Genomic DNA, 18,839 nt, shown 5'->3' with positions numbered 1-18,839 from the left:
CCGCCCGGCGGCGGGCGGCGGGCGGCTCAGTGGCGCGTCCAGCCCGCCAGGCTCTTCCAGACGGCGCTGCGCACCGAGCTGACCGGCACCTGCTCCGGCACGTACTGGTCGCAGCGACGGTTGTGGCAGGGGCCCGCGGTCCAGTGCGGGGTGAAGACGCCCATCCTCTTGTGCCGTTCCACGACGGCGTCCACCGGCTGCTTGCAGGAGGGGCAGACGTAGGCGCGACCGGTCGGGGAAGTTGTCCGGGTTTTCCGCTCATTGTCCATAGTCGTCATTTTAAGACCGCTTTACATGGTTTTGGGAATCCTTTGGCCGGACGGGAGGGCGCAGCAGGCTGAGCCCGACGGAGACGGCCAGGACGGCGACGATGACTCCGAGGCTGAGGGGCGAGGGCACTTCGGGAACGGCGGGGCTGATCATCTTGTGGGACGCCTGGAGGATCAGCTTGACGCCGATGAAGGAGAGGATGATCGCCAGCCCCGTGCTGAGGTAGTGGAACCGGTCGAGCAGGCCGGCGAGCATGAAGTACAGGGCACGCAGGCCCAGGATGGCGAAGGCGTTGCTGGTGTAGACGATGAAGGCGTCGCTGCTGACGGCCAGCACGGCGGGCACGCTGTCCACGGCGAAGACCAGGTCGGCGGCCTCGATCGCGGCGACGACGGCGAGCAGCGGGGTGGCGACGCGGCGTCCGGCCTCCTTGACGAAGAAATGCGCCCCGGCGTACTCGTCCCGCACCGGGACGATCCTGCGGAGCAGACGGACGGCGATGCTCTTGCCGGGGTCGAAACTGTCCTCCTCCTCCTTCAGGATCTTGTACGTGCTGTAGAAGAGGATCGCGGCGAAGACGAACAGGACGGCCGTGAAGCGGCTGACCACCGCCACACCGGCGGCGAGGAAGATCCCCCGGAAGACCAGGGCGCCGAGGACGCCGAGGAACAGCACCCGGTGCTGGTAGGCGCGCGGCACCTTGAAATAGCCGAAGATCAGCGCGAAGACGAAGAGGTTGTCGACCGACAGGCTCTTCTCCAGCAGCCACGCGGTCGTGTACTCCACCCCCGGCGTCGTGCCCACCACGAGGAAGACGACGGCGCCGAAGACGATCGCCAGCCCCACCCAGACCCCGCTCCACGCGGCGGCCTCGCGGAAGCCGATGACGTGGGCCTGCCGGTGCGCGAGCAGGTCGACCGCCAGGGACACCAGGACGGTGACGGCGAAGGCCATCCACAGCCACAACGGCACGTCGTACACGGTTTCGGCCTCTCGTCGAGCGCTTCGACCGGCGGTTCCCTCCAGTCTGGGACACGCGGTGGTGGTTGTCGCCTCGTGCGCCCGTCACCGGGGCGCGGCGGGGATCACCGGGTCACGGCGGAGAGCAGGGCCTTCGCGTCGACGTACGGGGCGGTGGGCGTCGGCACGCTGTACCAGCGCAGCGGCCAGGTGTTGCCCTGGAGCGCCGGAACCCCGACGTACGTGACGCTGGTGCGGTCGCTCCGGCCGCCGAACCGCTGCACCCCGAGCGGCCAGCCGTGCCGGTGCGCCTCGCCGGGCGGCAGCAGGAAGTACACCCACCGGCCCCCGCCCGCCTCGCACACGATCGGCCCCGCGTCGTCGCCCGTCGCGTCGATCAGGTGGTCGGCGACCAGTTCGCCTCTCAGCCCCTCGATCCGCACGGCGTCGAAGTGCACGCCGCTCACACGGAGCCGGTGGCCGGAGACCGGGACCCAGTCGGGACGGTGAATCGCGTCGTTCATGCTCACACGGTGCTGCCGATCGCCCTACGCTCGGTAGCCACTGTCGTGATACGCGCCGGTGTGTATCGGTCGGAGGTGGGCGCTGTGCCGGGCCAGAAGAACACCAACTCCCAGCCGCCCGTGATGTGGCGCTTCAGCGGGAACCAGATGAAGCTCTGGCGTGCCAAGGCGAACATCAGCCGCGAGCAACTTGCCGCCGCCGCCAACTATTCCCCGGACACGATCAAGTCCATGGAGCAGGGCGTGCGGATGCCGACGCCCCGGGTGCTGGACGTGGCGGACGAGCTGTGCCGGGCGGGGGGTCTGCTGAGCGCGGCCAAGGAGTACTTGAGCAGGGAGAAGTTCCCGGCTCGGGCTCAGGAGTTCATGGAGCGGGAGAAGGAGGCGATCGGGCGCTGGTCGTACGAGTCCATGTTGATCCCCGGTCTGTTGCAGACGGAGGGATACGCGCGAGCGCTGATCGAGAACCGCTACCCGCCCCTGGACGAGGAGACGGTCGAGAAGCGGATCGCGGCCCGCATGGAGCGGCAGGCCATCCTCACCGAGCGGAAGCCGCCGGTGGCTGTGAGCTTCGTCGTGTACGAAGCGGCGCTGCGCAGTCCGTTCGTGAACGCTGAGCAGTTGAGCCGCCTACTGGAGGCGTCCCACCTGCGGAACGTCGTGTTGCAGGTGTTGCCGTTCGAGCGGGTGATCAGCGACGCGCTCATGGGTCCCATGGTGTTGCTGGAGACCGGCGACCACGAGCGATTCGCTTTCACGGAGGGCCCGTTCGCCAGTGAATTGTCGGCCGATCCGGAGGTTGTCAGCCGCGTGACCGGGCGGCTTAGCATGATTCGCGCGCAGGCTCTCAGCCCCGACGAGTCGGCCCGTTTCATCGAGCGGATGGTGGATCGCCGTGAGTGACCAGCTGACGTGGTTCAAGTCGAGTTACAGCGACAACGAGGGCGGTGACTGCGTCGAGGTGGCGCTGTCGTGGCTGAAGTCGAGTTACAGCGACAACGAGGGCGGAAACTGTGTCGAGGTGGCCCTGTCCGCCACCGTCCACGTCCGCGACTCGAAGAACCCCTCGGGCCCCTGCCTCCGCATCGCCGCCCCCGCTTGGGCGGCCTTCATCGCCGCAGCTCAGCCCGGAGCTTGAGCCCCGGGCTTCGAGCCCTTCCCCTGGTTTTCTGGTCTGGTTGAAATACCCAACCAACCAATCCGGTACGTGAGTTGAAGCGTCCTACCTCGAAAGAGTGACGTTCCGTGATCGGCTTGCATCGGAACGTAAAGTCACCCTAGGTTCGCGGCAAAAGATCGGCCCCGGTCGGTGCGCCAACACCGGCTCCGGGGCCTGAACCTACGCATCGAAGGAAGAGTTCGATGGTGGCTTGCTCCTACCCTAGCCCCGCCCTGCCGTCCCCGTCCCACCCGATGGCCAAGACGGGTTACGGCAAGCGCTCCGCGGGTGACGAGGAACCGCACGCGGATCCGGACTTCGCACACCTGAGCCCCCGCGACCGCGAGATCGCCGTCTTCGTCGACCACCTCGAAGAGGGCCACGCGATGGGCTACAAGGCGATCGCGGCGGAACACCCCCGCTACGGCCAGCAGGCCGTCCGCACGTCGTTGCGGAGCCTGAGCGACGTCGGGCACATGAAGCAGATCAGGGAGCACATCACCGTCGAGGACCACTCGATGCGGTGGGTGACGCGCACGTACTGGTCGCGTACCCGCAGGCCGGCGCAGTGGTGGGAGGAGTTCGCGCGGGAGCGCAAGGGCCGGATCGTCACCGAGGACCACCGCCCGGGACTGGCCCGGACGGACGAGCCCGAGACGCCCGCCCCGGAGACGGAGACGGAGACGGGGGTGGGGGCGGAGACGGTGGCGGGGGCGGACTCGGAACCGCAGTCGTGCCCCCGGCCCCAGTCCCGGCCCCGGTCCGGATCCCGGCCCGAGCCTCGGCCGGAACCCCGCGCCGACACCGCCTACCGCACGCTCGCCGACCTGCGGGACGTGGACCCCCGGATGCCTCTGTCCGACTCCGACTGCCGGTCGCTCGCCTCGCTCGTGGGGGAGTGGCTGTCGCGCGGCTCGACGCCCCAGGACGTCACCCGCGCCCTGACCGAGGGCCTTCCGGCCACCGTGACCAACCCGGGCGGACTCGCCCGCAACCGACTGGAGAGCAAGATGCCCCCGAAGAAGGCGAAGATCCGGCAGAAGCCCGCCCCGCGCCGGGCCCGCGTGGACCGCGTGATCGAGTGCTGCGTCACCTGCGACGCGGACGAGCGCACGGTGAAGATCGTGGGCGGGATGTGCCCGGAGTGCCGCGCGGAGTGGGAAGCGGACCTGGCGGCGGAGGCGGCCGGTGAGGTCCCCGCCGGGTTCGTCCCGGACACGTTCCTGTCCCGCCCGGACACCGGCGTCGTGGACGTAGCCCGCCGGGCGGCGGAGGTCCGGGCGGCCGGCGGGCTGCGCTCCGGAGCCGAGAGGGCGCGATGAGCGTGCGGGAGGTACCGGGAGAGCGCCATGGGGTCGAGGCGGCGATGCCATGACCCCCAGGCCCGGGCACCCGCCGCAGATGTCCGTCGAGGAGTCCGGGGAACCGGCACGCCATGCCCCCGAGGCGGTGCGGCTGGAGTTCGTCAGGGGAAAGGTCCGGGGCAAGGCCGTTCCGGACGGCAACCACAGCGAAATCCGCGTGTGGCTTCTGGAGCGGTGCGTGCGCCCGCGCCCTGATCTCCGGCTCCCTCCCGAGCGCGGCCCGAAGACCGAGGCCCACCGCGGGGGCGTGCTCGCGCCGACGCGATCCTTGTGCCCAGGGGCGCTCGCAAGGGGCACGGCGAGCGGTCCGGGACCGACGGCGTCCTCATGGCTGTGGAGATCACGTCGAACGATTCCGACACCGACCAGCGTGACCGTGCCGAGAAGCCCGACGGCTACGCCGCCGCCGACATCCCTGTCCATCTCCTCGTCGACCGGGACGACCACTCGGTCGCCGTGTACAGCCGGCCCGAGGACGGCCGCTGCCGCCACGCGGAGAAGCCCCCCTTCGGCGCCGCCGTCCGGCTCCCCGCCCCTGTGGACACCGCGCCCCTTAGGGACCTCGCCGACCCCGCTCACCGACCGTCCACCGCCCGCCCACCGGGCCTGACCGGACGGGGTGACCTGAACCACTTTCGGCGTGGCGCGTCAGGGGACGGGGAAGGGCTCACCGGGGCGCGCCGGAGCCGTCCGCGGTGATCATTCAGTGAGCCGGACGTCTCACGATGCGATATCGCCGGGAGTGATTTCGGCCGCTCGATAGACTGAGCCGACCCGCAGTACACCGGCGTATATGCGGAAAGAACACAAACGGAGCGAGGAGCGCACGTGGGCCTTGTCGTGCAGAAGTACGGAGGCTCCTCCGTAGCCGATGCCGAGGGCATCAAGCGCGTCGCCAAGCGGATCGTGGAAGCGAAGCAGAACGGCCACCAGGTGGTGGCCGTGGTTTCCGCGATGGGCGACACGACGGACGAGCTGATCGATCTCGCCGAGCAGGTTTCCCCGATGCCTGCCGGGCGCGAGCTCGACATGCTGCTGACCGCCGGAGAGCGTATCTCCATGGCCCTGCTGGCCATGGCGATCAAAAACCTGGGCCACGAGGCCCAGTCCTTCACCGGCAGCCAGGCAGGTGTCATCACCGACTCGGTCCACAACAAAGCCCGGATCATCGACGTCACGCCGGGCCGCATCCGCACCGCGCTGGACGAGGGCAACATCGCCATCGTCGCCGGCTTCCAGGGCGTCAGCCAGGACACCAAGGACATCACCACCCTCGGCCGCGGCGGCTCCGACACCACCGCGGTGGCCCTGGCCGCCGCGCTGGACGCCGAGGTGTGCGAGATCTACACCGACGTCGACGGCGTGTTCACCGCCGACCCGCGCGTGGTGAAGAAGGCCCGGAAGATCGACTGGATCTCCTTCGAGGACATGCTGGAGCTGGCCGCGTCCGGGTCCAAGGTGCTGCTCCACCGCTGTGTGGAGTACGCCCGCCGCTACAACATCCCGATCCACGTCCGCTCCTCCTTCAGCGGGCTGCAGGGCACGTGGGTCAGCAGCGAGCCGATCAACCAAGGGGACAAGCAGGTGGAGCAGGCCATCATCTCCGGTGTCGCGCACGACACCTCCGAGGCCAAGATCACGGTCGTCGGCGTGCCGGACAAGCCGGGCGAGGCCGCCACGATCTTCCGCACGATCGCCGACGCCGAGGTCAACATCGACATGGTCGTGCAGAACGTGTCCGCCGCCGCCACGGGCCTGACGGACATCTCCTTCACGCTGCCGAAGACCGAGGGCCGCAAGGCCATCGATGCGCTGGAGAAGAACAAGGCCGGCATCGGCTTCGACTCGCTGCGCTACGACGACCAGATCGGCAAGATCTCCCTCGTCGGCGCCGGCATGAAGACCAACCCGGGCGTCACGGCCGACTTCTTCACGGCCCTGTCCGAGGCGGGCGTGAACATCGAGCTGATCTCGACCTCCGAGATCCGCATCTCGGTCGTCACCCGCGCCGACGACGTGCCCGAGGCCGTCCGCGCCGTGCACACCGCCTTCGGGCTGGACTCCGACAGCGACGAGGCCGTCGTCTACGGAGGCACCGGCCGCTGATGGCCGAAACCGTACGGTCCGCCCGGGCCGGACGTCCGACGCTCGCGGTCGTGGGGGCGACCGGAGCCGTCGGCACGGTCCTGCTCCAGATCCTGTCCCACCGGGCGGACGTCTGGGGCGAGATCCGTCTGATCGCCTCGCCGCGCTCCGCCGGCCGCAAGCTGGCCGTGCGCGGCGAGGAGGTCGAGGTGACGGCGCTGACCGAGGAAGCCCTCGACGGCGTCGACATCGCGCTGTTCGACGTCCCCGACGAGGTCGCCGCCGAGTGGGCGCCGCGCGCCGCCGCCCTCGGCGCGGTCGTCGTCGACAACTCCCGCGTCTTCCGCATGGCCGCGGACGTGCCGCTCGTCGTGCCCGAGGTCAATCCGCACGCCGTGCGCACCCGGCCGCGCGGGATCGTCGCCAACCCGCGCTGCACGACCCTGTCCATGATCGTCGCGCTGGGCGCGCTGCACGCCGAGTTCGGGCTGCGCGAGCTGGTGGTCTCCTCCTACCAGGCGGTGAGCGAGGCGGGCCGGGCCGGCGTGGAGACGCTGCGCCGGCAGCTGTCCCTGGTGGCCGGTACGGAACTCGGGACCAGCCCCGGCGACCTGCGCCGGGCCGTCGGGGACGGCACCGGGCCCTTCCCGGAGCCGGTCGCCCTGAACGTCGTCCCGTGGACCGGGACGCTCCAGGACGACGGCTGGTCGTCGGAGGAGACGGCGCTGCGGGACGAGTCCCGCAAGATCCTCGGGCTGCCGCGGCTGCCGGTGGCCGTCACCTGCGTACGGGTGCCGGTGGTCACCGCGCACGCGCTGACCGTGCACGCCCGCTTCGAGAGCGAGGTCACCGTCGACAAGGCCCGCGAGATCCTCGCCACCGCGCCCGGCGTCGTGCTCTTCGACAACCCGGCGGCCGGCGAGTTCCCCACGCCCGCCGACGTGGTCGGCACCGACCCGACCTGGGTCGGACGGGTACGGCGGGCGCTCGACGACCCGACCGCCCTGGAACTGTTCGTCTGCGGCGACAACCTGCGCAAGGGGGCCGCGCTCAACACCGCGCAGATCGCGGAACTGGTGGCGGCGGCACCGTCGTGAGGCGGCGGCACCGTCGTGAGGCGGCGGCACCGCTGGAGGGCGGCGGCACCGCTGTGGGGTGGCGGAGCCGCTGTGGGGCGGTGGCGGAACTGTCGTGAAAGGGCGTCGGCGCAGAAAAAGTCCCGGCCGGTGCGGGATCGGTCAGTAGGATCCGGGTGCGGGATGTGACCCGAAAGATCGTTCGGAACACTTGTACGCGCCTCTTTCGGCATTAGAGGATTTCCTCCCCGCCCTCCGCAACCACGCGGAGGGCGGGGAGCGTCTTTGCGGTCGCCCTCTCGGGCCGTGGGAGCGCTTCAACAGGCGTGGGGACGCCGAGGAACGAGCGTGGGGACGCTCGTTCTCATGGAACATAGGGGGAGATCGGGACGCATGAGGGCATTTGATGTGCCGTCGGTCGTGCTGCCGGCCGCGAGAACGCGGCCGACGGCTCCGGCGGACGCCGACGCGAACGCGACGCCCGACACGTACAACCCTTGCGGGGGGACGCGTGTCCAACTGGCGTGGCAGAGGTACTCGACTTCTCCCCGAAGCTCTTCGAGCAGGGGATACCCCCAGCGGCGACGCGCGGCACGGCCCTGCGGCCGCCCCGTCGGCCCGTCCGGCCCCGCGCGGCGGGCGCGTCCGGTGGCATGCCGGTGATCGCGCCCATGCCCGCAGCGCGGCCCGCCCGCATACCGGACCAGCGCGACGGCGCCGAGCACCCCGAGAGCGCGGTGGCCGCCGGTACCACCGTCGATCACCTCACCGAGACCTACCGCACCCACTACCGGTCGCTGCTGGGTCTCGCCGCACTCCTCCTCGACGACACCGCCTCCTGCGAGGACGTCGTCCAGGAGGCCTTCATCCGCGTCCACTCGGCGCGCAAACGCGTCCGCGACCCGGAGAAGACCCTGGCGTATCTGCGGCAGACGGTCGTCAACCTCTCCCGGTCGGCGTTGCGTCGCCGCATCCTCGGCCTCAAGCTGCTGTCGAAGCCCATGCCGGACATGGCGAGCGCCGAGGAAGGCGCCTACGACCAGCTGGAGCGCGACTCCCTCATCAAGGCGATGAAGGGACTGCAGCGCCGCCAGCGCGAGGTGCTGGTCCTGCGTTACTTCGCGGACATGACGGAGGCGCAGGTCGCCGAGACGCTCGGCATCTCCCTGGGCTCGGTGAAGGCGTACGGCTCGCGTGGCATCGCGGCGCTCCGGCTGGCCATGGAGGCGCCCGCATGAGCGACGGCGACGACGGGCGGCGCGACGCGCCCCCACGCCACGAGCTCCACGAGTGGCGCGAGCCGACCAGGACGAACGAGCAACAGCCGAAGCACTCGCACGCTGGGAACGGAACTGTGAACCACGGCCCCGACGACCAGGGCCCCGACGTTCAGGGGCCCGACGGGCTCGAATCGGACGAGCTGGCACTGCGCAGGATGCTGCACCAGGCGGTCCAGGGGGTGGAGCCGCGCGACGGCACCCTGGAGTATCTGCGGCGGGCGGTGCCCGCCCGGCGGGCCCGCAAGCGGCAGGCAGCCGTCGGCATGGCGGCCGCCGCCCTCTTCATCGGCACCGCGATCCCCGCCCTCGTGCACGTCTCCCACACCACCGGCCCCGACGCCAACCCGTCCGTGGCCGGGCACGCCTCCCAGGCACAGGGCGGCGTCGGCCAGGGCAAGGACCCCGGCGGCGGGGAGAGCACCGCCGGGCGCGGCTCGGACAAGGCCGAGGGCAAGGACAAGGAGGAGGCGAAGGAGGAGGACAAGGGCACGGGCAAGGACCCGGACACCGGCACCGGAACCGGCCCCGACAAGGGCGCCGGCCCCTCCTCCAGCAGCGCGGCCTCCACCGCCGCCTGCACGGCCGCCCAGCTCGGCTCCGCCACCGGGAGCGCCGCCGCCCCCGACTCCACCGGAGCCGTCTACGGCTCCTTCCGCGTCACCAACGTCTCCGGCGCCGGCTGCACCGTCGGCGGCCCCGGCGGGGTGAGCGTGCTCGCACAGGGCGCTGCGGACCAGGCCAAGCTCGGCACGGCCCGGCACGTGGCCGGGGACGCGGCGGCCGGACTGCCCGACCCGTCCCAGGAGGCCGCGCAGCTGGTGCTGGCGCCGGGCGCCGCCTACGAGGTGAAGTTCGCCTGGGTGCCCTCGGAGACCTGTCCCACGACCGGCGGCGGCACCGACGGCGGCACGGGCGGCGGCGCGGGCACCGTCGACCCGACCCCGGAGCCCACGCCGACGGAGGGCACGAGCGTCGACGGCGGCACCACCACCACCGACACCGAGACGGGCACGGCGACCCAGCTGATGACGGCGGACGGCCCGGCCGACGGCAGCGTCGTGGTGACGTACACGGCGGAGACGGGCGCGGCGTCGGCGACGGTCACCGTGCCCAGCGCGTGCGCGGGGACCGTGTACTGGACGGGAGTGCTGGCGGGGGCGTAGCGGACCGCCGGCCGGCCGGGTCGCGGGCGCACCGCCGGCCGGGCCGGACCGCCGCGGTCCCACGGCGGCCCGGCTGTGCCATTGCCGTCCCACGGCGGCCGGGTTGTGCCACTGCCGTCACATGCCGGTCAGGCTGTATCGCCGGGGTCGCACCACGCCGGTCGGGCTCCGTCGCTGCCGTCACACGCCGGTCGGGCTGGGCTGCTGTCGCTCCCCCTCGGCGACCAGGCCCAGCTCCGCGTCCCGCGCGAACTCCACCTCCCGGCGCAGCAGCCGGAACCACATGAAGATCACGAAGCCCACGAAGGCGAACCACTCGGCCGTGTAGCCGAGATTCTGGAACGCCTTCAGATCCAGGCCCGTGTTCTGCGGCGTGGTCGCGGGCACGGCCCGCATCCCGGAGTCGCCCCGGTTGAGCGTGACCCACGCGTCGTGCACGTCGTCCGGCACCAGGTTCACCAGCGACGCCGCGCTGATCGCCGACGTCTGCCCGGCCGGCAGGCCGCTGCGGGCGGGGACGCCGTTCTCACCCGGGGTCTCCGACGCCTGCAGCGCTCCGGTGACCGTGACCTCGCCGGTGGGCGGGGCCGGCGCCTTCGCCGGGTCGGCCGCGCCGGGCAGCCAGCCCCGCACGACGGGCAGCACCCGGCCGGAGTCGGTGCGCAGCAGCGTCAGGACGTAGAACCCGCTCCTGCCGTCGAGCTTGCGGTCCGGGACGAGCAACTGCTTGCCGTACCGGCCGGTCGCGGTGACCTGCTTGCCGACGGTCGCCTTGTCCACGGGCAGCAGCTCCGCCAGCGGACGGGGCGCCTCCTTGCGGGCGGACGCGGCCTGCGCGCCGGCGCTGCGGTGGTCCTGCACACGGTCCTCGAACCGGCCCAGCTGCCACGACCCCATGAAGATGCAGAAGGGGATGGCGAGCAGCACGAAGACGTTGATCCCCCACCAGCGGGGCGTCAGCAGAAACCGGTACACGCCCTCCACGGTACGGGGCGGGCGGGCGAATCCCGGCCGCGGGGTGCCGCGCCGCCCGGGGACGTACCGGCTCCGCCGCCCGTCGGCCGAGCCACGGGCGCGATGCGGTGTCCGGCCTCGGCGGCCACCCACAGGGGCACGACTGTGCTGCGCAGATCGGTCATGGCCAGGAGTGTGCACCCTGCCACTGACAATCGGCCCCGCCCCGCCCGGCAGGGTCGGCGCGGCGCGCGGCCCTCGGTACGTGACGTGCGGCGCGCGGCCGTCGGTGTGCGACCGCTCGGCGCACGACCGTCGGTACACGGCCGCTCGGCGCGCGACCGCTCATCGCACGGTCGCGGGGTCGTCCACAGGTCGGAGTTGTCCACAGGCTGAGGAGCTGACCGGCCATGTGTCGGCGGAGGCAGGCAGTATGGGGCCATGACTGAGAGCAACAAGTCCGTCTCGCGGGACGAATGGGATCAGCGGGGGCGACGAGGACAGAGCGAGGAGATGCCGGACTGGGAGAAGCGCTTCCGGGCGCCCCGGGTGTCACTGCCCGACTGGGCGGAGGACGCGCCGGACCGCTCCTTGTTCGTCTCGAACGCGACGGGGACGTACGAGCTGTACGCCTGGGACCGGTCGACCGGTGAGCAGCGCCAGGTCACGAACCGGCCCAACGGCACGACGGACGGGGTGCTCTCACCGGACGGCGAGTGGATCTGGTGGTTCGACGACAAGGACGGCGACGAGTTCGGCGTCTGGCGCCGTCAGCCCTTCGCGGGCGGCGAGGACGAGCTCGCGGCGCCGGGCCTCGACCCGTCCTACCCGGCGGGCCTCGCCCTCGGCCGGGACGGACGCACGGCGGTCGTGGGCCGCTCCACGGACGAGGACGGCACGACGATCCACCTCGTCCGCACCGGCGAGGCCCCGGTGGAGATCTACCGCCACCGAGAGTCGGCCGGCGTCGGCGACCTGTCGTACGACGGCTCGCTGATCGCCGTCGAGCACACGGAGCACGGCGACGCCATGCACTCGGCGCTGCGCGTCCTGCGCCCCGACGGCACGACGGTCGCGGAGCTCGACGACACCAGGGGCGGCACGAAGGAGCTGGGCCTGGAGGTGCTGGGCTTCGCCCCCGTCGACGGCGACACCCGGCTGCTTGTCGGCCACCAGCGCCGCGGCCGCTGGGAGCCCCTGGTCTGGGACGTGGCGACGGGCGAGGAGACGGACCTGGCGCTGGAGCTGCCGGGCGACGTCAGCGCCGAGTGGTACCCGGACGGCACGGGCCTGCTGATCGTGCACGGTTTCGAGGCCCGCAGCGAGCTGTTCCGCTACGACCTGGCGAGCCGCGAGCTGGCGAGGGTCCCGACCCCGCCCGGCACGGTGTCGGGCGCGACGGCCCGTCCGGACGGCAGCGTGGAGTACCTCTGGTCGTCGGCCGCACAGCCCCCGGCGGTCCGCTCGACCACGGGCAGGGTCGTCCTGGACCCGCCCGGCATGAAGTCCCCGGGCTCCGTTCCCGTGGAGGACGTGTGGGTGGAGGGCCCGGGGGGCCGCATCCACGCCCTGGTCCAGAAGCCGGCGGGCGCGACGGGCCCCCTCCCCACGGTCTTCGACATCCACGGCGGCCCGACCTGGCACGACAGCGACTCCTTCGCGGCCGGTCCCGCGGCCTGGGTCGACCACGGATACGCGGTGGTCCGCGTCAACTACCGCGGCTCGACGGGCTACGGCCGGGCCTGGACCGACGCCCTGAAGCACCGCGTCGGCCTCATCGAGCTGGAGGACATCGCCGCGGTCCGCGAGTGGGTGATCTCCTCCGGCCTCGCGGACCCCGGCCGGCTGATCCTCACCGGCGGCTCCTGGGGCGGCTACCTCACCCTCCTCGGCCTGGGCACCCAGCCGGACGCGTGGGCGCTGGGCATCGCCGCGGTCCCGGTCGCCGACTACGTCACGGCGTACCACGACGAGATGGAAGCCCTGAAGGCCATGGACCGCACCCTGTTCGGCGGCACGCCCGAGGAGGTCCCGGAGCGCTTCGAGGCATCGTCCCCGCTGACCTACGTCGACCAGGTCAAGGTCCCGGTCTACATCTCGGCCGGCGTCAACGACCCCCGCTGCCCCATCCGCCAGATCGACAACTACGTCAAACGCCTGGAGGCGAGGGGCGCGGTCCACGAGGTCTACCGCTACGACGCGGGCCACGGCTCCCTGGTGGTCGACGAACGCATCAAGCAGGTCCGCCTGGAGCTGGACTTCGCGGCGAGGCACTTGCCGGGTTAGCCGAGGGACCGCCCGGTCCGCGCCGTGCCCGCCCGGTCCGCGCCGTGCCCGCGCGGACCGGGCCGTGAGCGGACGAGGCCCGGGCCTCGAGGCCCGGGCCCGGTGCCGGGGGCTTGGCGGAGCCTTCGGCGGATCGCGGAGGGGGGAGGGGACCCGCCCCTGCGACCCCCGGCCCCGCGGCCCCACCCCCTACGCCCCGGCTCGTCCCCTACGCCCCGGCCCGCTCCCGTGTCCGCCGCCCCAGCAGCTCCGCCAGCCCTCGCCTGGTCGCCGCCAGCACCACCCGGTCCTCGCCGCGCAGCACATACGTGTCGGGCAGGTCCCACACCAGCCCCGACGCCCGCGCCCCCTCGCTGGCGCCGTCGGCCCCCGGCCTCACGCGCCGCTCCTCGGTGGCCCCCGCCGTGTCCAGCGCCAGCACCCGCCACGCCCCCGCCCGGAACGCCTCCCCGACCGTCTTCCCCTCCAGCTGCGGATGCCCGGCCACCTCCACGGCCGCGAACAGCAGCACCCGCCGCTCCACCGGGATCGCCCCCAGGATCTGGCGCCCCATCATCGCCCCGGCGAACGCGGGCGCGGCCAGATGCGACACGCTCCGGCTCCGGGTGAGCGCACCGGGGTGCGCCGCCCGCAGGGTGCGGTACACGGCGGTCGCGAAGTCGTCGTCGTACAGCCGCAGCACCACCCGCAGATCGGGCCGCACGGACCGGGCGTACAGCACGGCCTCCAGGTTCGTGGTGTCCGCGCTGGTCAGCGCCAGCAGCGCATGTGCCCGGTGGATCTTGGCGGCTTCCAGGACGCCCTCCTGCGTGACGTCCCCGAGCACCACCGGCACCCGCAGCCGCCGCGCCGTCGCCAGTCCCCGCGCCTCCGGGTCGGCCTCGACGCACACCACGGGGATGTGCAGCTCGCGCAGCCGGGTCAGCACCCGCGTGCCGATCTTCCCGAGTCCGAGCAGCACCACGTGCCCCCCGAGCCCGCGCGGCGGCTTCCGCAACGCGGACGCGCTGCGGAACGTCCCCAGCGCTTCGAGCACCGCCGCCAGCAGCACCGGCAGCAGCAGCAACCCGACCAACGCGGACAGCAGTTGCAGCAGCTGACGCGGCACCGACTGGTGCTCCGCCGGCTCGTTGATCGCGAACAGGTCGAGCAGCGTGACGTACGTGGCGTACAGCAGGTCCTTCCCGGTCACCACCGACAGCGCCACGGCGAGCGCGACCACGCACCCCACCAGCCCTGTCAGCGACCACCGCAGCCGCCGTGAGAACAGCGAGGCCAGCGGCGGCACCCCGGCGCCGCGCCCCGAGGCCGCCGAGGCCCCGGCGTACGACACCTGCTCCAGCACCACCGTCCCGCGCCCGGTCGCCGCCGCCACCGCCGCCGCGTCGGGCAGCAACTGCGGCCCCTGCTCGCCGCTGCTCTCCGAACCGTCCGCGCCCGCCGGGTCGTTGCTCGTCGCGGACAGCAGCGCCAGCGTGCACAGCCCCGGATCGGCCACCGCGCCCGGCCGGGGCGGCGGCCGCTCCACCGCGCGCAGCAGCAGCCCGTCCGTCTGGACGACCTTGCTGGTCCCGGCGAGCGCGGTGGCGGCCAGCGCGGGCGCGGCGGTGTCGGCGTCGGACAGCACGGTCGTGGAGGCGTCGATGTCCGGCCCCGGGGAACCCTCGGACGCCAACGCCGCCGCCTGATCCAGCAGTTCCTCTATGTGCTGCCCCAGCCGCCGGTTGTAGAGCCGGAGGACCAGCCGCAGCCGGGGGTTGAGGCGGCGGGCGGTGAGGGCGGCGCGGATGTTGGTCTCGTCGTCGTCGTACACGAGCGCCAGCGCGGCGGCCCGGTCCACGCCCACGTCGGCGAGCACCGCCTCGGTCAGCTCGGCGGCCTCCACCACCCGGCCGTCGCCGCCCGCGCCCCGGTTGGCGGTCACGTTCACCATCCGGCCCAGCAACGCCACGGCCCGGGCCCGCCCGACCACCGGCTGCCGTACGCCGCGCCGGGAGGGCGGGACGACGAGCGTGACCTGTTCGCCGTACACGCTCCGCAGTTCGGCGGCGAGCCGGTGCGCGAGCCCGTCGTCGCCGCACACCACCATGTGCGCCGACGGATCACCCCCCGGCCTCTGCCCCGGACCCGGACCCTGATTAGGAACGCTCCCCACGAGGGGAAAGACTGCCCCAACGGGACGGGTGGTTCCAGCGGTCACCGAACGACGGCCGGTGCCCCGCCGTACGGGAGGGGAAGCCGGGCGGCCGACGCCCGGCTCCACCGCCGCGGGTCAGTAGTTCGCGTTGGCGAGGATCTCCCCGTCCTTGTCGTACACCGTCACCAGTCCGTTGTCGGACTCGTAGCAGGACGTGAACGCCGAGGCGATCAGCTTCCCCCTGTTCTCCCGCCGCCTGCTCGGCTACGCGATGGCCGAGCGGCACGACGCCGACCTGGTCGTCGCGTCCCTGAACATGGCCGCGGCCACCCGAGGCGGCGACGTGCGCGGCGTGATCATGCACACGGACAGGGACAGCGAGTACTGCTCGCGGCGGTTCAGGCGGGCCTGCCGAAAGCTCGGCGTGGTCCAGCCCATGGGCAGAGTCGGATCCTGCTTCGACAACGCCGTGAGCGAGGCGTTCAACGGCGTCCTCAAAGTCGAGTACGTACACCGCCACACCTCCCGCACCCGCACCGAGGCCCGCATCGAGATCGCCACCTGGACCACCGACTTCTGCAACGCCAGGCGGCTACACAGCGTGTGCGGGTTCAACAGCCCGATCGACTACGAACGTGACTACCGAGCCACCCTCGCCGAGAGACTGGCCGCATGGATCGTCTCCACGCATCGGGGGGATGGACACCCACTTACTTGCTCAGAGCGTGAACAGACCGTCTTGGGCGTACTGGACGATGTTGACTTTGGGATAGAAGATCCCCAGCAGCATGAACGTCTTGGGGTGGGCCGCGATGTTGCCGACGAAGAAGTGGACGGCACGGTCAGGGGTGAACATCGAGTCGTACCAGCGTTCCCGCAGCTTGTCGTGCACGGCGCGTTCGCCGTATTTGCGCAGGAATTTTCGGTACGACGCTCCGGCCTCCCAGTCCTTCAGCGCCATGTCGTGTGTGGGGCAGTCGTCGTCCGCACAGCGGAAGCGGTAGCGGAAGTCCAAGGGCACCCACTCAAGGGGGGCCATGTCCTGCTCGAAGAGGTCGAGTTGGTCGGCCAGCGCTGCTTTCGATTCGGGCCAGGGATCGGCCGCCGTCAGACGGAAGGTGACCTCCGTGGCCGGAAGACCCCGAGCGAGGTTCCGTTCGCTTCCTGGTCTCTTTTGATCGCGCACAGGGAGGGTGCGACGAGCGGCTCTACGTACTTGTAGCGCTGCCTCCAGTCGCCGCCGGCCGGCACTTCGCCCACAATCTTGAGGGTGTCGAGGTCCGGCCGAAGACTCTCGGGCCGTGAGTCCCGCTTGCCGTGCGGCTCGACATCGACCTCGATGATCGAATGCTTGGAGAACCGAGCCTCCTCGGCGAGGAGCCGGAACGGCACCGGAAAGAGCCGCACGTGCCACATCGACGGCTCGGTGTCGGCGCGCTACGCCCACGTCACCCCCGGCATGCGCGAGCGCCTCAAGCTCGGATCGACCGAGCAGTGGGAGACGGCGCTCGACACCCGCCTGGCGACGAGTCCCACGTCACCGGTACGCGTGCTCGGCGATTTCCTGCGCGCACGCAGGGAGTCACGTACGTCTGTAGAGCACCAACGGTGAATGATGCTGTGCCCCTGGCGATAACCGCCAGGGGCACAGCCGTCTCCACGATGCCTCGCCGGGGCCAGGGCAACCTGGTAGCGGCCGCTCGCTCCGGCAGCTATATGGCGAACTGGGTCGGATTTCAGCTGCCGCTGACACTGATCAGTCAATACGAAGCGGTAGTGGAAAGCGGGGGCGAACCGCTTGCGCGGGCGGGTGCTGAGTCTTCCCCGTAAACTTTGATCAAGGATCAGTAAGAGCAGGTGAGTGGTCTGCTCGTCTGCACTTACGCATAAGTTGGGTGTCGGGCCCCTGGGTGACTTCGTGGTCAACTGAGGCTCCCCTGAGGCATTGCACGCGGGTGGCTCAGACGGGAGACGGATGAAAATGATCGCTGCTTGCCCTGTGGGAGTGAACCCTATGGACTCGACGCAAACCTATGACAGCCTGGCCGATGTCTACGATCTGATGTACCCGGCGTCCTCACCGGACATCAAGGACGCTGTCGACTTCTTTGCCCGGACGTGCCCAGAGGGGGGAAAGATTCTGGAGTTCGGGGTAGGCAGCGGACGGCTCGCGGTGCCCCTCGCTCAGCGGGGCTTCGAGGTGCACGGTGTCGACGGGTCCCAGCGGATGCTCGACAAACTCGCCGAGCGGGACACGGACGCACGCGTGCGCGCCTTCGCGGCTGACTTCACCAAGGTGAGCACCGGTGAGACCTACGATGTCGTCTTCATCGCCCTCAACACGTTGTTCGCACTGCATACGGCGGCGCAGCAAGTCGAGTGCGTGACCCGGATGCGGGAGCACCTGGCACCCGGCGGCCGAGTGGTCATCGAAGCGTTCGACCCGATGCCGTACCACCAGCAGCAGGGGGAACAAACCAGCACCCGGTACCTGTCCCCCACCTCGGTCATGCTGGACAGCAGCCACGTCGTGCGGACCCAGCAGCTGGTGTTGGTCATCCACACCGTTCTGGACGGCACGGTGCCCCGGCCCACACAGGAGATCCTCCGCTACGCCTGGCCCTCCGAGATCGATCTCATGGCGCGTATCGCTGGACTGCGCCTGGTGGGACGAACCGCAGGATGGCGTGAAGAGCCCTATGGCGAGAAGAGTGACCGTCACATCTCTGTCTATGCTGTCGACGATGTTAAGGACCAAGGATCAATCGGCAGTTGAACACGAGGAAATGAGAGCCCTGCTGGAACTGCGGGAGGTGACGCGTTCCTACGGCGGGTCCCCGGTGGTGCGGGAGGTGAGCCTGACGGTGGCGCCGGGGCAGTGCGTCGCTCTCACCGGCAGCAACGGATCGGGGAAGTCGACCCTCCTGCGTCTGGCGGCGGGGCGCGAGCGGCCCACCTCCGGCACCGTCCTCTTCGACGGCGCTCCGATGGACGGCGACGCGCCGGCCGTGCGGGCGGCGGTCGCCACCGTGATGGATGTCGACGCCTTCTACCCCGATCTGACGGTCCGTGAACACCTCGTGCTCGTGGCGCTCGCGCACGGCATGGGTGCGGCGGCGCACGACGCCGTGGCCGAGGCTCTGACCGGTCACCACCTGACGGATCACGCCGATCTGTTGCCGTCCGCGCTGTCCTCCGGGCTGAGGCAGCAGATGCTGCTGGCCGCGGCCCTCGTCCGTCCGCACGACCTGCTCATCGTCGACGAGCCCGAACAGCGGCTGGACGCCGCCGCGCGGCGGGAACTCGCGGACCGGCTGGCCCGGCACCGGGCCCAGGGCGTGGCCATCCTCATGGCCACCCACGACGACCATCTCGTCGAGGCGGTCGCGGACCGTGTGATGAGGCTGGCGGACGGGCAGCCGGCCGAACCGGCGGGAGACGGGCGTGCGCGCGAGAACACCCTCTGACGTGCACTTGCCCGTCACACGGCCCGACAGCACCGCCGAGGTCCTGCGATTCCTGCGGACCGCGCGCAGCGCGTACCGGACGAAGCGGCGCGAGAGCGGCGCCTTCGCGGTGTA

At 71.3% G+C, this 18,839-nt stretch carries 17 protein-coding genes and 2 pseudogenes; 13 read left to right on the top strand and 6 right to left on the bottom strand.

The window, feature by feature from the left end:
• Nucleotides 1-26 precede the first annotated feature (26 nt).
• The 3 genes from ABD363_RS25200 to ABD363_RS25190 all read right to left on the bottom strand — a co-directional run bounded on the left by ABD363_RS25200 (nt 27) and on the right by ABD363_RS25190 (nt 1,760).
• Nucleotides 27-269, bottom strand: a complete 243-nt coding sequence (locus ABD363_RS25200) for a hypothetical protein (RefSeq protein ID WP_344607434.1) — start codon at nt 267-269, stop codon at nt 27-29.
• A 10-nt stretch (nt 270-279) separates the two neighbouring features.
• Entirely contained in the window at nt 280-1,251 is a 972-nt protein-coding gene (locus ABD363_RS25195) for a TerC family protein (protein ID WP_344607432.1), read from the bottom strand.
• A 104-nt stretch (nt 1,252-1,355) separates the two neighbouring features.
• Nucleotides 1,356-1,760, bottom strand: a complete 405-nt coding sequence (locus ABD363_RS25190; protein WP_344607430.1) for a hypothetical protein — start codon at nt 1,758-1,760, stop codon at nt 1,356-1,358.
• 117 nt (nt 1,761-1,877) lie between these two features.
• On the opposite strand from ABD363_RS25190, the gene ABD363_RS25185 reads away from it, so the two are divergent.
• From ABD363_RS25185 to ABD363_RS25150, 8 genes are all read left to right on the top strand, one after another.
• Complete coding sequence (locus tag ABD363_RS25185) at nt 1,878-2,657, top strand: helix-turn-helix domain-containing protein (protein ID WP_344607498.1); 780 nt, start codon at nt 1,878-1,880, stop codon at nt 2,655-2,657.
• Nucleotides 2,650-2,892, top strand: coding sequence for a DUF397 domain-containing protein (locus ABD363_RS25180; RefSeq protein ID WP_344607428.1), 243 nt, complete (start codon nt 2,650-2,652; stop codon nt 2,890-2,892). The genes ABD363_RS25185 and ABD363_RS25180 overlap by 8 nt, the downstream gene beginning before the upstream one ends.
• Nucleotides 2,893-3,167: 275 nt before the next feature.
• On the top strand, nt 3,168-4,235 hold the full coding sequence (locus ABD363_RS25175; protein ID WP_344607426.1) for a hypothetical protein: 1,068 nt from the start codon (nt 3,168-3,170) through the stop codon (nt 4,233-4,235).
• Nucleotides 4,236-4,547: 312 nt separating this feature from the next.
• On the top strand, nt 4,548-4,976 hold the full coding sequence (locus ABD363_RS25170) for a Uma2 family endonuclease (protein ID WP_344607424.1): 429 nt from the start codon (nt 4,548-4,550) through the stop codon (nt 4,974-4,976).
• A 129-nt stretch (nt 4,977-5,105) separates the two neighbouring features.
• Nucleotides 5,106-6,383 carry an aspartate kinase gene (locus tag ABD363_RS25165; protein WP_344607422.1) on the top strand — a complete coding sequence of 426 codons (1,278 nt, stop codon included), beginning with the start codon at nt 5,106-5,108 and terminating at the stop codon, nt 6,381-6,383.
• Entirely contained in the window at nt 6,383-7,459 is a 1,077-nt protein-coding gene (locus ABD363_RS25160; protein ID WP_344607420.1) for an aspartate-semialdehyde dehydrogenase, read from the top strand. The genes ABD363_RS25165 and ABD363_RS25160 overlap by 1 nt, the downstream gene beginning before the upstream one ends.
• 503 nt (nt 7,460-7,962) lie before the next feature.
• Nucleotides 7,963-8,676 (top strand): SigE family RNA polymerase sigma factor, encoded by a 714-nt coding sequence (locus tag ABD363_RS25155; protein ID WP_425578026.1) that lies wholly within the window; start codon nt 7,963-7,965, stop codon nt 8,674-8,676.
• Entirely contained in the window at nt 8,673-9,881 is a 1,209-nt protein-coding gene (locus ABD363_RS25150; protein ID WP_344607418.1) for a hypothetical protein, read from the top strand. The genes ABD363_RS25155 and ABD363_RS25150 overlap by 4 nt, the downstream gene beginning before the upstream one ends.
• A 180-nt stretch (nt 9,882-10,061) precedes the next feature.
• Here the strand turns inward: ABD363_RS25150 and ABD363_RS25145 are convergent, their stop codons facing one another.
• A complete protein-coding gene (locus ABD363_RS25145; RefSeq protein WP_344607416.1) occupies nt 10,062-10,856 on the bottom strand; it encodes an SURF1 family protein in 795 nt (264 codons plus the stop codon).
• 420 nt (nt 10,857-11,276) lie between these two features.
• Here ABD363_RS25145 and ABD363_RS25140 point away from each other — a divergent pair, with 420 nt between their 5' ends.
• Entirely contained in the window at nt 11,277-13,121 is a 1,845-nt protein-coding gene (locus tag ABD363_RS25140) for a S9 family peptidase (protein WP_344607415.1), read from the top strand.
• Nucleotides 13,122-13,329: 208 nt separating this feature from the next.
• On the opposite strand, the gene ABD363_RS25135 is transcribed toward ABD363_RS25140, so the two are convergent.
• The gene (locus ABD363_RS25135) at nt 13,330-15,210 is read right to left on the bottom strand and encodes an NAD-binding protein (protein WP_344607413.1); all 1,881 of its coding nucleotides are present in this window, start codon (nt 15,208-15,210) and stop codon (nt 13,330-13,332) included.
• 319 nt (nt 15,211-15,529) lie between these two features.
• Between ABD363_RS25135 and ABD363_RS25130 the strand changes: the two are divergent.
• Nucleotides 15,530-15,820: pseudogene (locus ABD363_RS25130) on the top strand (DDE-type integrase/transposase/recombinase); the annotation flags it as partial.
• A gap of 156 nt (nt 15,821-15,976) precedes the next feature.
• Here ABD363_RS25130 and ABD363_RS25125 read toward each other — a convergent pair.
• On the bottom strand, nt 15,977-16,297 hold the full coding sequence (locus ABD363_RS25125; protein ID WP_344607504.1) for a hypothetical protein: 321 nt from the start codon (nt 16,295-16,297) through the stop codon (nt 15,977-15,979).
• A gap of 363 nt (nt 16,298-16,660) precedes the next feature.
• Here ABD363_RS25125 and ABD363_RS25120 point away from each other — a divergent pair.
• The 3 genes and pseudogenes from ABD363_RS25120 to ABD363_RS25110 form a co-directional block, all read left to right on the top strand.
• Nucleotides 16,661-16,870: pseudogene (locus ABD363_RS25120) on the top strand (LacI family transcriptional regulator); the annotation flags it as partial.
• Nucleotides 16,871-17,272: 402 nt separating this feature from the next.
• Nucleotides 17,273-18,034: a class I SAM-dependent methyltransferase gene (locus ABD363_RS25115; RefSeq protein WP_344607411.1), complete on the top strand. Its 762-nt coding sequence runs from the start codon at nt 17,273-17,275 to the stop codon at nt 18,032-18,034.
• Between the two features lie 10 nt (nt 18,035-18,044).
• Nucleotides 18,045-18,725 carry an ABC transporter ATP-binding protein gene (locus ABD363_RS25110; protein WP_344607409.1) on the top strand — a complete coding sequence of 227 codons (681 nt, stop codon included), beginning with the start codon at nt 18,045-18,047 and terminating at the stop codon, nt 18,723-18,725.
• Nucleotides 18,726-18,839 lie beyond the last annotated feature (114 nt).

Origin of the sequence: Streptomyces glaucus, from assembly GCF_039533365.1 — a bacterium.
In the GTDB taxonomy this organism is placed as follows: Bacteria; Actinomycetota; Actinomycetes; order Streptomycetales; family Streptomycetaceae; genus Streptomyces; species Streptomyces glaucus.
Note: the sequence above shows the minus strand (reverse complement) of the source record. Positions and strands in the feature narration are given on the sequence as shown.

What these genes read in the sequence shown, in the direction of transcription:
- ABD363_RS25115 (WP_344607411.1), top strand. Translation starts at nt 17,273, where the DNA reads ATGGACTCGACGCAAACCTATGACAGCCTGGCCGATGTCTACGATCTG.
- ABD363_RS25160 (WP_344607420.1), top strand. Translation starts at nt 6,383, where the DNA reads ATGGCCGAAACCGTACGGTCCGCCCGGGCCGGACGTCCGACGCTCGCG.
- ABD363_RS25150 (WP_344607418.1), top strand. Translation starts at nt 8,673, where the DNA reads ATGAGCGACGGCGACGACGGGCGGCGCGACGCGCCCCCACGCCACGAG.
- ABD363_RS25110 (WP_344607409.1), top strand. Translation starts at nt 18,045, where the DNA reads ATGAGAGCCCTGCTGGAACTGCGGGAGGTGACGCGTTCCTACGGCGGG.
- ABD363_RS25125 (WP_344607504.1), bottom strand. Translation starts at nt 16,297, where the DNA reads ATGGCCCCCCTTGAGTGGGTGCCCTTGGACTTCCGCTACCGCTTCCGC.
- ABD363_RS25200 (WP_344607434.1), bottom strand. Translation starts at nt 269, where the DNA reads ATGGACAATGAGCGGAAAACCCGGACAACTTCCCCGACCGGTCGCGCC.
- ABD363_RS25185 (WP_344607498.1), top strand. Translation starts at nt 1,878, where the DNA reads ATGTGGCGCTTCAGCGGGAACCAGATGAAGCTCTGGCGTGCCAAGGCG.
- ABD363_RS25140 (WP_344607415.1), top strand. Translation starts at nt 11,277, where the DNA reads ATGACTGAGAGCAACAAGTCCGTCTCGCGGGACGAATGGGATCAGCGG.
- ABD363_RS25135 (WP_344607413.1), bottom strand. Translation starts at nt 15,210, where the DNA reads ATGGTGGTGTGCGGCGACGACGGGCTCGCGCACCGGCTCGCCGCCGAA.
- ABD363_RS25175 (WP_344607426.1), top strand. Translation starts at nt 3,168, where the DNA reads ATGGCCAAGACGGGTTACGGCAAGCGCTCCGCGGGTGACGAGGAACCG.